The following is a 14,249-nucleotide window of genomic DNA, read 5'->3' as shown; positions in this document are numbered from 1 at the left end:
CTATTACTTAGGACAATAAACTACTTCAAAGGTCTAAAGATGGAACTCAATACTCTCATTGTGGGCATCTATTTTCTATTCTTAATCGCAATAGGTTGGATGTTCAGAACTTTTACTAGTACTACAAGCGACTACTTCCGAGGTGGCGGCAACATGCTTTGGTGGATGGTTGGAGCAACGGCGTTTATGACTCAATTCTCTGCTTGGACATTTACTGGCGCCGCTGGTAAAGCCTACAATGATGGTTTTGCTGTCGCCATTATTTTCCTTGCAAACGCGTTTGGTTACTTCATGAACTTCGCTTACTTTGCACCGAAGTTTCGTCAGTTACGCGTCGTAACTGTCATAGAAGCCATTCGTATGCGTTTTGGTACAACAAACGAACAAGTATTTACTTGGTCTTCGATGCCAAACAGTGTTGTCTCTGCAGGTGTATGGCTTAACGCCCTTGCTATTATAGCTTCAGGTATTTTTGGTTTTGATATGACAGCAACCATCTGGATTACCGGTTTAGTTGTACTTGCGATGTCGGTAACTGGCGGCTCTTGGGCGGTTATCGCCTCCGATTTCATGCAAATGGTCATCATCATGGCGGTAACGATCACATGTGCAGCCGTTGCTATTGTTCAAGGTGGTGGCGTTACTGAAATTATCTCTAACTTCCCAGTCGCAGAAAGTGGCAGCTTTGTTGCAGGTAACAACCTGAACTACTTAAGCATCTTTAGTATTTGGGCGTTCTTTATCTTTGTTAAGCAGTTCTCTATTACAAACAATATGTTGAACTCTTACCGTTACCTAGCTGCAAAAGACTCTAAAAATGCAAAAAAAGCAGCTTTGCTAGCATGTGTATTGATGCTGGGTGGAGTTTTCATTTGGTTCATGCCTTCTTGGTATATTGCAGGCCAAGGTGTTGATTTAGCGGCAGCTTATCCAGATGCTGGTAACAAAGCAGGCGACTTCGCGTACCTATACTTCGTTCAAGAGTACATGCCAGCAGGTATGGTTGGACTTCTGGTCGCTGCAATGTTTGCTGCTACGATGTCCTCTATGGACTCTGGTCTTAACCGCAATTCAGGTATTTTCGTAAAGAACTTTTATGAACCGATCGTTCGTAAGGGCCAAGCATCAGAGAAAGAGCTAGTCGCTGTTTCTAAAGCAACATCGGCGGTATTTGGCGTTGCAATTATTCTAATCGCGCAGTTTATAAACTCTCTAAAAGGTCTGAGTCTATTCGACACTATGATGTACGTTGGTGCGCTCATCGGGTTCCCAATGACAATTCCAGCGTTTTTAGGCTTCTTTATCAAGAAAACTCCAGACTGGGCCGGTTGGGGAACTCTAGTCGTGGGTGGCATCGTTTCCTACCTTGTTGGGTTTGTTATCACAGCTGATATGGTGTCATCGGCGTTTGGCCTTGAGGAGTTGACTAGCCGAGAATGGTCTGATGTGAAAGTAGCAATAGGTCTAATCGGACACATGACGCTAACTGGTGGCTTCTTCATGTTGTCGACTCTATTCTACAAGCCTCTAACTGACAAACGTCAAGCAGATGTCGATAAGTTCTTTGAAAACCTATCAACGCCTCTTGTAGCGGAATCAGTGGCACAGAAAAAACTCGATAACAAGCAACGTCAAATGCTGGGTAAACTTATCGCGGTCGCAGGTATAGGTGTCATGTTTATGGCTCTGCTACCTAACCCAGTATGGGGGCGCTTAGTGTTTATTCTATGTGGTGCCATCGTTGGAGGTGTTGGTCTACTACTTGTAAAAGCTGTGGATTCAAGCGCTGAACAAGCCTCTGAACCTGTGACAGAAAGTTAAATCTCTTATTCTAATAAACGCGGCTATTCTTTGGCCGCGTTTTTTAATTCTAAGTTCCCAGTACGAACACTTCACCCTTTTACGAAGACATATCATCTTGTCTAGGGTTATCGAATTGCAGCTTTATTTTGTCATTCGATAAGGCTAAACCAGAACGTGATAATCTGATCGAGTTAAAAGTGCAGCCTACCTTGCTTAAGTAAACGCCCCAAAGCCATCCAAATACCTGATGAAGTAAAGATCTCGGCTCGTATACTTTGTTGCCGCTTCGTGATTTAGACTGGCTAGTCCTTTACATCACTACCTAGTCTACAAGCCAAACTATTCCCGCTGAACAAACCATCTCGGGATTACTTAGGTACACTATTTTCTCTTTTTGCAGATGGCACAACAACCGCTACCAATAAAGCTAACAGCAGGAACACAGGGCTAAGCATTAATCCATGCCAGATTGAATACCCATCATGGAACAGCCAGAATATACCAAGCGTCAGTAGGTACGAAAAGTAGCTGCAAAACACCAAGCTAATCGCGACAAAGCGCTTTTGATTAATAATAAGAATCCGCACTAGATACTGGCTAAGAATACCGGAGCAGCGCATGGCAAGTTGCCAATTAATGATAAAGAAAGCAAGCGCAATAAACCCAGCTACGACCAGTGCATCATGCGTGCTTAAAATGAAGTAGCTACCAAATCGGCTTATGATGACCGGATAATCGCCTTCGTATATCGTTGACCAAGATATTGCGTTCGCTGCTGCTACGTAATTGGCAAAATAAGCAATAGCGTAGAAAGTCGTTTGAGAACTGAACGGCTGAAATACATCCCTACAAAATCCTCGCCATTCTTCTTTGTTGGCGGTAGGCCCTACCCAGTCACGTTTTTTTTGGGCGGTACGCTCGGCAAACTCAGGCCCGTTGCGAAACAACAGCCAAAATATATAGAGTGCAAGTATAACCAAGAGTATTGAAAACATACCCTTCCCCCTCAGAAATTATCGGCGCCACTGCCAATGGCGTTGGGGTCGTAAACTGCACTTCCCTGCTATACCTATTTGATTTATCAAAGACTTATTATTTTATTACCACCAAAATTCATTTAATGGCATGCTAAACAGCAACATTTTCACGCTTTGTGCGTGAAGTTCGAAAGCCTACTTTTAGGTTTAGCACAAAAATAACTACAGCAAAGCGTAAGAGAGGGATTCCGCACCCATCAATGAAGATGAGGCGTTAAGCAGAAGCTGCGACCGCAATGAGAAGAGAAGGATTCAAAGCGGTCATGCATGGGCGAGAAGAGCAACTATTTCTCTAACTTTTCTTCAAATACACCAATCTCTCTGCCCAACCAAATCGCGCGTTCTGTGTGATCGAGCAACTCTTCTTCGCTTACTGGGTGAATAAGCACAGAAAAATCGCCTCGAATCGTATCAAGCCACGCCAAGAACTCTTCACTCAGTGATTCTAGGTGAATTTCAAACATCGGCATCTTGTGTGGGCCAACTAACCTTCCAACTAATGGAAACACACGCAGCACATCTTGACGCTCTTGACGGATGATCTCGTTCAAGGCTTGCGCTTTATCTTGTTCTCTTAGGGGAAAATAAACATGAGCGTGGTACATAACTTCTCCATAATCACTTCCGCTTGAGCACCACCTACTTTGGATAAGCTCAAGGACTGCCGAGGGTATACATTTGTAATGCCGTCACCCTACCTTGATTCCACTCAGTTGGGAAGAAGTTATGCATTCTCATAAGGTCGAGGCTTCGAGCACAACAAAAATTTGCAATTCATCATATAGCAACTGTTTGAGTTGATTCATTAATAATGACTCACTTTGTCAAATTTTACAGCCAAATTTTGTTGCAAATATGTTTCATTAACCAGTAATTAAATTCGAGTTTAAAAATACCACCAACAAAATAGCAGCATATTACTCTGCAAAATCAGGGTGTAAGCAAAACTTTACTACTGAGCGAAAGTCAAAATGAAGCACAATTTAACAATTTGTTTACACTTATTGTATCTGGCTATACCACGATTTAGTTAGAGGGTTAGATACAGAAAAGCCTTTCTCTGTATCTTGCGGTGAAATAGTCGCAGCGATGTTATCGACAAATAGTTTAAGGGACGAACAGATGCCTACCGCTATCGAAAGCACACGCAACCTTAGGTATGGCCTTTGCGCTGATATCAGAGTTTGAGTACCCATACAAACTCTGGTTTTGTATGAACAGCTGCAGTCCAAAAGACCCGCAGCGTCAAAAGGAGCTTGAGATGAACGTTCAGGCATTACCCATGCATCGGTTTATCGACCATCGTGGGGACCTAGTCGGCCAACTACCCAACTGGGCTGACACTGAAACATTGGTCGGGTTTTACCGAGATATGGTATTAACTCGCACTTACGACAACAAAGCAGTTGCCTTGCAACGCACCGGTAAGCTAGGGACCTATCCCTCACACTTAGGCGCGGAAGCCATAGGCATTGCGGTCGGCAGAGCACTTAAAGCCGATGATGTGTTTGTCCCTTACTACCGCGATATGCCTGCGATGTGGTGTCGTGGCATTGGCATGGAAAAGAACCTTCAATACTGGGGTGGCGATGAGCGCGGGAGTGATTTTGCTCCTGAAGGCAGTCCGGTTCCTAGCCGAGACCTTCCCTACTGTGTACCCATAGCGACGCAATGTACGCATGCTGTCGGGGTGGCTTCCGCGCTAAAAATTCAAGGTAACCATGAAGCTGCGCTAGTGATGTGCGGCGATGGTGGTACATCCAAAGGGGACTTTCTTGAGTCAATAAACTGCGCAGGTACTTGGAATATTCCACTTGTTTTCGTCGTAAACAATAACCAGTGGGCAATTTCAGTGCCGCGTAGTCTCCAATGTGCCGCCGATTTCTTATCAGAAAAAGCGCAAGGTGCAGGTATACCGGGTATTACTGTCGATGGTAACGATGTCGTCGCCGTTTATGATGCAACTAAAACCGCCCTTGAGAGAGCAAGAAAAGGGAAAGGCGCAACACTCATCGAAGCGGTGAGTTACCGACTGAGTGACCACACTACGGCCGATGATGCGACTCGTTATCGTAAAGAAGATGATGTTCAAACCGCATGGCAATACGAACCTATCGCACGTCTTAAAACGTATCTCCTTAATCAAGGCGCTTGGAGCGACGAACAAGAACAGCAATGGCTAGATTACTGTAAAGAGCAAGTAGAGTTAGCTGTTGAACGCTATCTGAGCTTACCGCCACAAGCACCAGAAACCGGTTTCGATTATTTGTATGAATCGCTACCTCAAGAGCTTCATGCACAAAGAGATGAACTCATCAACAAGGCAATGAGAATGCAGGGAGGCAGACATGGCTGAGCTAACGTTGGTTGAAGCAGTAAACCTTGCCCTGCACCACGAAATGCAACAAGACCCCAATGTTGTCGTATTAGGTGAAGACGTGGGCGATAATGGTGGTGTATTTCGTGCCACTGTTGGACTCAAGCAAGAGTTTGGTCTTAAACGAGTCATCGATACGCCACTCGCTGAAGCCTTAATCGGCGGGGTTGCGGTCGGTATGGCAACGCAAGGATTACGACCTGTCGCCGAATTTCAGTTTCAAGGTTTCGTTTTTCCTGCGATGGAGCACTTAATGTGCCACGCGGCTCGAATGCGTAACAGAACTCGCGGTCGGCTCACTTGTCCCGCGGTTTTCCGTGCGCCATTTGGCGGCGGTATCCACGCTCCGGAACACCACTCAGAAAGCGTGGAAGCGTTATTTGCTCACACTGCTGGATTTAAAGTGGTGATTCCTTCTTCTCCACAACGCGCATACGGCTTACTTCTCGCTGCAATTAGAAGCAATGATCCCGTCATGTTCTTCGAACCGAAGCGCATATATCGCACCGTTAAATCTGAAGTCGTTGATAACGGCGAAGCACTCCCACTCGACACCTGCTTCACCTTACGCAAGGGGCGAGATATCACGCTCGTTACTTGGGGCGCATGCGTCGTAGAGTCACTTCAGGCCGCGCAAACCTTGTCTAGTCAGGGAATTGAAGTCGAGGTGATTGATTTGGCGAGTATTAAGCCAATTGATACCGCGACGATTTTCAGCTCACTAGAAAAAACTGGACGTTTACTCGTTGTTCATGAAGCGAGTAAAACTTGTGGTGTGGGATCTGAGCTATTAGCTCGAACAGCTGAACACGCCATGTGCTTACTTAAAGCCCCACCTAAACGAGTAACTGGAATGGACACCATTATGCCTTATTACCGTAACGAAGATTATTTCATGGTTCAGAAAGAAGACATTGTGACCGCAGCGCGCGAACTCGTGGAGGATTGGAAATGAAAACGTTTAATTTACCCGATCTCGGTGAAGGTCTCGCTGAGTCAGAAATTGTCAAATGGCACGTTAATGTCGGAGACATGGTTAAATTAGATCAAGTGATCTTAACCGTAGAGACAGCAAAAGCGACGGTAGACGTCCCTGCCCCCTATTCGGGCCGTGTGGTCAGCCGTCATGGTGAGGAAGGTGAAATCGTCAATATTGGAACATTACTGCTAGAGATTGATGAAACAGGTGCCGGGATAGAAGTAACGGAAGAGAAAAAAGCCACTGCTGACGCCGCAACCGTCGTCGGTAGCGTTTCTCACCAAGCGCATCATGTTAACGTTGATGATTTCTGGATTGGTGGCAACCACAACACGACAGAAAGTAACCTCGTTACCGCCCTGCCTTCGGCTCGCTTGTTGGCACAAAAACTTGGGGTAGATCTTAACCTCGTGTCAGGTAGTGGCCCGAACGGACTTATCGTTGATGCCGATATTTACGACGAAGCCGGAAAACAGCGTCCAGGCACCGAAGTTTTGAAAGGCGCTCGACGTACCATGGTGTCGTCTATGACCGAATCGCACGAACATGTTGCCGCCGTAACCATTACGGAAGAAGCGTTGTTGGAAGATTGGCTGCCAAACGAAGATATCAGTATCCGCCTTGTTCAAGCGATTGTTCATGCGTGTAAAGAAGAGCCTGCTTTAAACGCTTGGTTTGATGCCGAAACCATGACACGCTGTGTACACACAACGGTCAATGTAGGAATTGCAGTAGATAGCCGTCATGGATTGTACGTACCAGTTTTGCGCCACGCAGATGAATACGAGCCACAAGATGTTCGTCGTTGGCTCGATCAAACCGTTGAAGGGATCAGAGAGAGAAAAATCGGTCGTGAGCAATTGCAGCACGCGACGATTACGCTTTCCAACTTCGGCGCGATTGCCGGTATTTACGCAACACCTGTCGTCACACCGCCACAAGTCGCTATTGTCGGCGCGGGCCGAATACTCGACCGAGTTGTGATAAGAAATGGTCAAGCAATTTCGGTGAAAGCAATGCCGCTATCCGTAACGTTTGATCATCGCGCTTGTACTGGTGGTGAAGCTGCAAGGTTTACGAAAGTACTTGCAGAGCACCTGCAACGTCCGAGCGAAAAGTAACTTATTAAAATCAAATGATAAAGGCTTCCAATTTGGAAGCCTTTTGTTTTAGGGAACAAGACTATATCTACAGCTTCTCTAACAGCTCAGGCATTACCACAAACAAATCGCCGACCAATCCATAATCTGCAATGTCAAAAATAGGCGCATCAGGATCGCTATTAATTGCAACAATCACCTTGGAATCTTTCATTCCCGCCAAATGCTGGATCGCGCCAGAAATTCCGACGGCAATGTATAACTCCGGTGCAACAATTTTGCCGGTTTGCCCGACTTGATGGTCATTAGACACATAGCCCGCATCGACCGCCGCTCGTGACGCCCCTACCGCTCCACCTAGCTTGTCAGCCAATTGTTCTACTAAAACAAACTTCTCTTTACTCCCGAATGCACGACCACCCGACACTACTACTCTAGCCGCTGGCAATTCTGGTCGCTCACTTTCTGGCGTTTGTTGCGAAACAAACTCACTAAGTTTATTGATAATCACCGTGTCGACTTGAGTAAGCTTAGGGACAACTGGTGTGTCAGATAGCTCTGCGGCATCAAAAGCCGTACTTCTTATGGTCATCACTTTATAGGGATCATTCGACGTGACTCTCGCCAATGCATTTCCAGCATAAATTGGACGAATCACCGTATCGATAGACTCGATTGTCATCACGTCAGAAAGTTGACCAACATTAAGCAACGCCGCCACACGAGGCATCACATTCTTACCAAATGTACTGGCAGGAGAAAGAATGTGTGAGTAGTTTTTGGCTACTTGTGAGATCAAAGGTGCGATATTTTCCGCTAATCCATGTTCATATCCCTTCGCATCAACCCAGATAATTTCTGCAACACCCTGAACACAATTCAACTCATCCAAAACTGATTGGCACTGATAACCAATAAGCAACACAGAAACAGGAAGCGATTTATCATCATCCTTAATCTCAAATGCCGCTTTAATTGCACACAGCGTCCCTACAGCCAACGATTGGTTGTCATGCTCTGCGAGCACAAGTGTTGCTAATGGTCGGTCTTCCATGGTCATGCCTCATATAACACGTCAGATCCATTACTTGAGCTTAGTCCACTTCACGTTAACGTCAACTGAGCTATAGTTTTCTGTATAGAAACCAAAACCTGTCACGCAGATGACGATAATAGAAAGGAAGCATAAAGATGGAACGAGAATGCATGGAGTTTGATGTCGTGATCGTGGGGGCCGGACCTGCAGGCTTAAGCGCCGCTTGTCGGCTAGCTCAACTCAGCCAAGACAGTGAAGGTGACGCACTTTCAATTTGCGTTGTAGAAAAAGGCTCAGAAGTGGGCGCACATATTTTATCTGGCGCTGTTTTTGAAACTAGTGCCTTAGATGAGCTTTTCCCCAATTGGAAAGAAATGGACGCCCCGCTAGCAGCCTCGGTTCAACGAGATAATTTCCTTTATCTTACTACTGAACAAAACCATATTCGAGTTCCTCACATCCTTACACCGCGTCCAATGATAAATAGCGAGAATAATTACGTAATTAGCCTTGCCAACCTTTGCCGTTGGCTCGCTAACCAAGCAGAAAATCTTGGGGTGGAAGTTTTTCCGGGCTTTGCCGCTGCAAGCATCAATTATGATCAGACTGGCGCAGTGACAGGCATTAACACGAGCGATATGGGACTAGATAAGAACGGCCAGGCCAAACCTAACTTTGAACCAGGTATCGAGCTAAGGGCAAAATACACCCTTTTTGCTGAAGGTTGTCGCGGACATCTGGGTAAAGAACTTATTCAAAGGTTCGACCTAGATGCAGGAAAGCAACCACAGCACTACGCGCTAGGCCTAAAAGAGATATGGGAGTTACCCACTGACAGTAAGGATGTATCTGGCAGTGTTATCCACTCCGCTGGCTGGCCCTTGAGTGAAACAAATACCACAGGCGGCGGTTTTCTCTATCACATGGAGAACAACCAAATCGCCGTGGGGCTTATTGTCGACTTGAATTACAGCAATCCTTACTTGAGTCCATTTGACGAATTTCAACGCTTTAAACACCATCCTGCTATTGAGCCACATTTGAAAGGTGCTCAGCGCATCGCTTACGGCGCAAGAGCCATTGCGAAAGGTGGACTTTCCTCTCTGCCGAAACAGCAATTCCCTGGCGGTTTATTGATTGGTTGTGATGCGGGGACTTTGAACGTCGCAAAAATTAAAGGCAGCCACACAGCAATGAAGTCCGGAATCATTGCAGCAGAAGCGGTACATACGGCCCGACAAACTGGAGCTTCTGAGCCAGACTACCAGTCGTTGTTTGAATCATCATGGTTGTATGACGAACTCGCTGAAACGCGTAACTTTGGTGCGAACATTCATAAGTTTGGCAGCATACTGGGCGGTGCTCTTTCGACTTTTGAACACAACCTGTGGCAACCACTGGTTAAGAGGCCGTTACCTTGGTCTATCAAGGACTATTCGCACGATCATGAGCAGTTAAAACCTAAACAAGAGTGCCACCCAATTGCATACCCAAAACCAGATGGTGAAATCAGTTTTGATAAGCCTTCGTCGGTATTTTTGTCGGGAACACAGCACGAAGAGAATCAACCTTGTCACCTGGTTCTGACTTACCCTCACATTCCAATTGATGTGAATTTAGGTATGTATGACGAACCAAGTCAGCGCTATTGCCCCGCTGGGGTTTACGAAGTGGTGGAAGTGAACAATAAGTTGAAGTTTCAGATAAATGCCGCCAACTGTGTGCATTGCAAAACCTGTGACATCAAAGATCCTTCGCAAAACATCACGTGGAAAGCACCAGAAGGTGGCGGCGGACCAAGCTATCAAAACATGTAGATACGTTAGTATGTTGACGATCTAACAAATGGATAAACAAACCGATTGGCAGAGCCTCATTACTCCTGCCAATCGGCAAAATGATCAAGCAGGAAATCGATAGCCAATCGTGCTCGTAGTGGCAAAAAGTGACGATTCTGATATACAATCCAGCTGCTGTTACCACTTCCCCAATAGGGCTCTAGGATTGGCACCAAACGACCAGACGAAATAGCATCGTTGAAACTGCTCTTCGGTAAGTACGCCACACCTAATCCTTCTGCACAGGCTTGCAAGACCGTGTGTGCGTTATTGCTCTTCCATCTGCCCTGCACTTTTACGCCATCTAAAGGCTTGCCGTCTTTTTCAAACAACCAAACGTCTTTGTTGGCAATAATGCAGCTATGACGCTTGAGTTGCTCGGGGTGCGTTGGCAAACCATGTTCATCGAGATAACGCTGACTGGCTGCCGCTGCCATGGGACGATCCACCAGCTTTCTCGCAACCAAACCTGAATCACTCAACCTACCGTAACGAATGGCAAAATCGAAACCATCTTCAATAAAGTTAACCATGCTGGTATTGAAGTTGATCTCTACCGTGAGATTAGGATGTTGCTTGGCAAATGCCATCAAGGCAGGCGCTACATGGTTTTCAGAAAACGCACCAGCGGCGCTCACGCGTAACGTACCACTCAGTTGAGTTTGCTGCGTGGTGAGCTGTTCATTGGCTTGCTGAAGGCCAATCACCAACTCTTTACACTGCTGATAATACGCTTGCCCTGCTTCCGTTAGACTCACCATTCTTGTCGAACGTGCTAACAAGGCGACACCTAATCGCTCTTCTAATCTTGTGACTTGACGACTGACATGACTGGTACTGCAACCTAACTGTTTTGCCGCTGCAGAAAAACCTAAGCTCTCAGCAACCGTAACAAACTCATTGATACCTTCAAAACTGTCCATACTTACCTTTGCTATATAGCAATAATGTTTTGCCAATTAATCGTATTATCACTTATTTGTTTAGCAATTAGTATGAAGGTGTTCAACAAATACACGTAAGCCAAAAAGGAAACCATCATGAAGAAAGTACTCATCATTGTGACGAACCATGCGACCCTAGGTGAAACTGACCAAGCAAACGGAACTTACGCGCCAGAGCTCACTCATGCCCTTAGCGAACTGCTGGGTGCAGGCTTCGATTACGACATTGCCTCTATCAAAGGCGGGCAAGCACCACTGTACGGAACCGACATCGAAGGCGACGCAGTCAACGAGAAAATCTTAGCGGATGATGATTTCCAGAACCGCATCAACAACACGATTCCAGTGTCACAAATCAACGGTGACAACTATGATGCGATCTTCTATCCGGGTGGTTTTGGTCTTCTTTCAGACCTAGCGAGCAACGAAGATTTTGCCAAGATTTCTGCAAAACACTATGAAGATGGCGGTATTGTTGCAGCAGTTTGTCACGGTCCGGGCGCTCTTCTACCTATCACGCTTAGCAATGGCGAAAAGCTACTTTCGTCTAAATCAGTAACAGGCTTCACTCGTGAAGAAGAGATCGACTTCGGCACCATCAACGATATCCCATTCCTATTGGAAGAATCTCTTGCACGCAGCGCAGCGCGCTACTCTAAAGTGCAACCATGGCAAGAGTTTGTAATTGTGGATGATCGTGTCATCACAGGTCAAAACCCAACGAGCGCACACGGCGTAGGCAGAGCGATTGTTGAACACCTAGCTTAAACGCGCCGGAAACTACAACTATCCTAGAAGAGGAAAGCGTGCTTTGTCATGCTTTCCCTTGCTACAGGCGATCGCAAGATGCGCTTATACTTCTTCCCCTGCCTCGTCCTCTTCTACGATATCCGTTTCTTGGCTCGCCTCTTCCAACCATTGCTGTAAAGATTCACTTGCTAGCACCTTCTGTTGGTAAGCTTTGGCACCTTCCGATAACTCGATACCGTAAGTTTGGAAACGCAATGCCACAGGTGCATACATAGCATCAGCTATCGACCATTCTCCAAATAGCCAACCGTTGGGATACAGTTTGGCTTGCTCAGCCCAAATGGCATCAATACGCGCAATATCCTTACGCGCACCATCCGTTAGATCGACTTTTCTGCGTGCGCGGATGTTCATTGGGAGTTCGCTTCTTAAGTTAAAGAAACCCGAATGCATTTCTGATGCGATGGCGCGTGCTTTAGCCCGTTCTGCAGACTTACTTGGCCATGCTTTGCCTTGTAAGTATTGCTCGTTAACGTATTCCAAAATCGCTAATGAATCCCACACTGTTGCGTCACCATCCACTAAGGTAGGGACTTTCGCGGTTGGTGTAATATCTTCCAAGGTCTTATAAAAATCTTCTGTGAATAATTTGAGCTTGGTGACTTTCACATCCAGTTTGAATTGAGAAAAGATCAGCCATGCGCGAAGTGACCAGCTTGAGTAGTTTTGATTAGCAATAAACAGTTTCATGACGCCTCCATGCGGTTCGTGTTTTGAGTACCCATTCACAATATCTGATTGTATTTAAGGGGACTAACGGATAGTTTTGATGGAACACTTCAACAAAAACGATGGATGAGTTTTAGATATGGATATCGATGCGTTACGCAGCTTTCTGGCTTTTGTCGAAACGGGAAGTTTCACTCGTGCAGCCAAGCAGATCAATCGCACCCAATCCGCGTTCAGTGCGCAAATGCGTAAGCTAGAAGACGAACTCAGCGTCAGTTTGTTTGAAAAAGAAGGTCGCAATCTTGTCTTAAGTGAAGCGGGATTAGCACTACGCTCTCACGCAGAGCAATTGGTTAGCTTGCACAATCAAGCACTGAAACAAGTGAAACGTTATGAAAATAAGCGTCCTCTTCGCTTAGGTTGCCCAGAAGACTACAACGACAATATCTTGCCTAAAGTCATCCGCGTATTACAGCAATCTGAGCCCACATGTTCGATTCAGGTCTTTAGTGAGCCGAGCATCACCTTGAGAGAAAAACTTGATGAAGGAAAGCTAGACGCCGCTATTGTGACAAGAGCACCGGACAGTGAGGAAGGTTACTGGCTAGCAAGCGACAAAGGCGTGTGGATTGCTCATCCTGATTTTGACATTGAGAACGCCCAACCTCTCCCTCTCGCCCTATTCCAAACCGACTGTAAATACCATGCGGCAGCAGTAGACGGATTAACCAAACGTGGCACTCCTTATCAACTACTGGCATGTTGCAATACGGCTTCTGCACAACGAGCAATTGTACGTTCAGGCATGGCTATCGGTGCGATGGGCAGTATTAGCGTTAGCGAGGATCTTAAGATCTTAGACGATATGCCATCGCTACCTTCCGTGGATATCGTTTTGGTCACGGGCGTCGAGCCTCATCCGACACTGGATAAAGAATGCTTGGCGCAATTGGTTGAATTAATGGCTTAACCGGATTAGCTAGCCAATCACAAAGTTAAATTGGCCAGTTAATCGCCCGTCGGTTCGTATGGTTTCAAACTGTAGATAATCTCGGGCTTTGCCACCCCACCATTCATCACCAGTATTGCCTTTTAAGTACAACTGAGTGGTCAGAAGCTCTTGGTTATCCCGCCACAACTTAACGTGAATGTGCGGCGGACGAGAGGCATAAGGCACGGGGTACAAAGTCTGAAACAAGTAACGACCATCCGATTGAGTTTCTACCGCGCCAAAACCTGCAAAGTGAGTATCAAACTTATCATTATTTGGCTGCTTAGGGTGATCGTAAATCCCCTGCCCATCGCATTGCCAGATTTCTACCTTGATGCCTGAGACTGGGTTTCCCGATGTATCTACGACTTTGCCTTGCAACACGATAGGCTCACCGACCAAGCCTTCTGAATGAAGAATCAAGTTTTGACGAAGAGGAATGTCTACTACTGGATAAAATGGCCCTTCTGTTTGTGCTGGCGTCGGCCGCATTGGTGTCGTCGCTTTTAAAGAGGGTGCGAACAACAATGTCCACAGCGCTAAAAAGTGTCTTCTTTCCATGGTGCCACCAATACAATTGCATTGAATTAAGTTTGGTGGAACTTGAGGGATTTGCCATAACGAATATAAAAAATGCCCCTGCAAGAGAGTCATTTGCAAAGGCA

Annotated in this window: 14 protein-coding genes; 7 read left to right on the top strand and 7 right to left on the bottom strand. The window is 46.1% G+C overall.

Annotated features, from left to right (window positions below; genetic code table 11):
* The first annotated feature begins 39 nt into the window (after positions 1–39).
* On the top strand, positions 40–1,821 hold the full coding sequence (locus R7P69_RS03840; protein WP_017634233.1) for a sodium:solute symporter family transporter: 1,782 nt from the start codon (positions 40–42) through the stop codon (positions 1,819–1,821).
* Positions 1,822–2,171: 350 nt separating this feature from the next.
* Here R7P69_RS03840 and R7P69_RS03835 read toward each other — a convergent pair whose 3' ends face one another.
* The 3 genes from R7P69_RS03835 to R7P69_RS03825 form a co-directional block, all read right to left on the bottom strand.
* Positions 2,172–2,798 carry a hypothetical protein gene (locus tag R7P69_RS03835; RefSeq protein ID WP_005388545.1) on the bottom strand — a complete coding sequence of 209 codons (627 nt, stop codon included), beginning with the start codon at positions 2,796–2,798 and terminating at the stop codon, positions 2,172–2,174.
* A gap of 326 nt (positions 2,799–3,124) precedes the next feature.
* On the bottom strand, positions 3,125–3,445 hold the full coding sequence (locus tag R7P69_RS03830; protein ID WP_005375836.1) for a DOPA 4,5-dioxygenase family protein: 321 nt from the start codon (positions 3,443–3,445) through the stop codon (positions 3,125–3,127).
* A gap of 396 nt (positions 3,446–3,841) precedes the next feature.
* The gene (locus R7P69_RS03825) at positions 3,842–4,036 is read right to left on the bottom strand and encodes a hypothetical protein (protein WP_127891143.1); all 195 of its coding nucleotides are present in this window, start codon (positions 4,034–4,036) and stop codon (positions 3,842–3,844) included.
* 65 nt (positions 4,037–4,101) lie between these two features.
* Here R7P69_RS03825 and pdhA point away from each other — a divergent pair, with 65 nt between their 5' ends.
* Genes pdhA through R7P69_RS03810 form a run of 3 tightly spaced genes read left to right on the top strand, consistent with a single transcriptional unit; the run spans position 4,102 to position 7,317 of the window.
* Positions 4,102–5,196, top strand: coding sequence for a pyruvate dehydrogenase (acetyl-transferring) E1 component subunit alpha (gene pdhA / locus R7P69_RS03820; protein ID WP_025998586.1), 1,095 nt, complete (start codon positions 4,102–4,104; stop codon positions 5,194–5,196).
* On the top strand, positions 5,189–6,172 hold the full coding sequence (locus tag R7P69_RS03815) for an alpha-ketoacid dehydrogenase subunit beta (RefSeq protein ID WP_042521051.1): 984 nt from the start codon (positions 5,189–5,191) through the stop codon (positions 6,170–6,172). The genes pdhA and R7P69_RS03815 overlap by 8 nt, the downstream gene beginning before the upstream one ends.
* Complete coding sequence (locus tag R7P69_RS03810; RefSeq protein WP_042521053.1) at positions 6,169–7,317, top strand: dihydrolipoamide acetyltransferase family protein; 1,149 nt, start codon at positions 6,169–6,171, stop codon at positions 7,315–7,317. The genes R7P69_RS03815 and R7P69_RS03810 overlap by 4 nt, the downstream gene beginning before the upstream one ends.
* A gap of 67 nt (positions 7,318–7,384) precedes the next feature.
* Here the strand turns inward: R7P69_RS03810 and R7P69_RS03805 are convergent, their stop codons facing one another.
* Positions 7,385–8,350: an electron transfer flavoprotein subunit alpha/FixB family protein gene (locus tag R7P69_RS03805; RefSeq protein WP_005375829.1), complete on the bottom strand. Its 966-nt coding sequence runs from the start codon at positions 8,348–8,350 to the stop codon at positions 7,385–7,387.
* 137 nt (positions 8,351–8,487) lie between these two features.
* Here R7P69_RS03805 and R7P69_RS03800 point away from each other — a divergent pair, with 137 nt between their 5' ends.
* Positions 8,488–10,149, top strand: coding sequence for an electron transfer flavoprotein-ubiquinone oxidoreductase (locus tag R7P69_RS03800; RefSeq protein ID WP_238952570.1), 1,662 nt, complete (start codon positions 8,488–8,490; stop codon positions 10,147–10,149).
* A 59-nt stretch (positions 10,150–10,208) separates the two neighbouring features.
* Here the strand turns inward: R7P69_RS03800 and R7P69_RS03795 are convergent, their stop codons facing one another.
* Entirely contained in the window at positions 10,209–11,093 is an 885-nt protein-coding gene (locus R7P69_RS03795; RefSeq protein WP_005388553.1) for a LysR family transcriptional regulator, read from the bottom strand.
* 117 nt (positions 11,094–11,210) lie between these two features.
* Between R7P69_RS03795 and R7P69_RS03790 the strand changes: the two genes are divergently transcribed.
* Entirely contained in the window at positions 11,211–11,882 is a 672-nt protein-coding gene (locus R7P69_RS03790) for a type 1 glutamine amidotransferase domain-containing protein (protein ID WP_005375824.1), read from the top strand.
* Positions 11,883–11,966: 84 nt separating this feature from the next.
* Here R7P69_RS03790 and R7P69_RS03785 read toward each other — a convergent pair whose 3' ends face one another.
* Positions 11,967–12,614: a glutathione S-transferase family protein gene (locus tag R7P69_RS03785; protein WP_132936388.1), complete on the bottom strand. Its 648-nt coding sequence runs from the start codon at positions 12,612–12,614 to the stop codon at positions 11,967–11,969.
* 118 nt (positions 12,615–12,732) lie between these two features.
* On the opposite strand from R7P69_RS03785, the gene R7P69_RS03780 reads away from it, so the two are divergent.
* Complete coding sequence (locus R7P69_RS03780; RefSeq protein ID WP_132936387.1) at positions 12,733–13,563, top strand: LysR family transcriptional regulator; 831 nt, start codon at positions 12,733–12,735, stop codon at positions 13,561–13,563.
* A 9-nt stretch (positions 13,564–13,572) separates the two neighbouring features.
* On the opposite strand, the gene R7P69_RS03775 is transcribed toward R7P69_RS03780, so the two are convergent.
* On the bottom strand, positions 13,573–14,145 hold the full coding sequence (locus R7P69_RS03775) for a protocatechuate 3,4-dioxygenase (protein ID WP_238952569.1): 573 nt from the start codon (positions 14,143–14,145) through the stop codon (positions 13,573–13,575).
* Positions 14,146–14,249 lie beyond the last annotated feature (104 nt).

The organism is Vibrio sp. 661, assembly GCF_033339315.1.
Classification (GTDB): domain Bacteria; phylum Pseudomonadota; class Gammaproteobacteria; order Enterobacterales; family Vibrionaceae; genus Vibrio; species Vibrio alginolyticus.
Note: the sequence above shows the minus strand (reverse complement) of the source record. Positions and strands in the feature narration are given on the sequence as shown.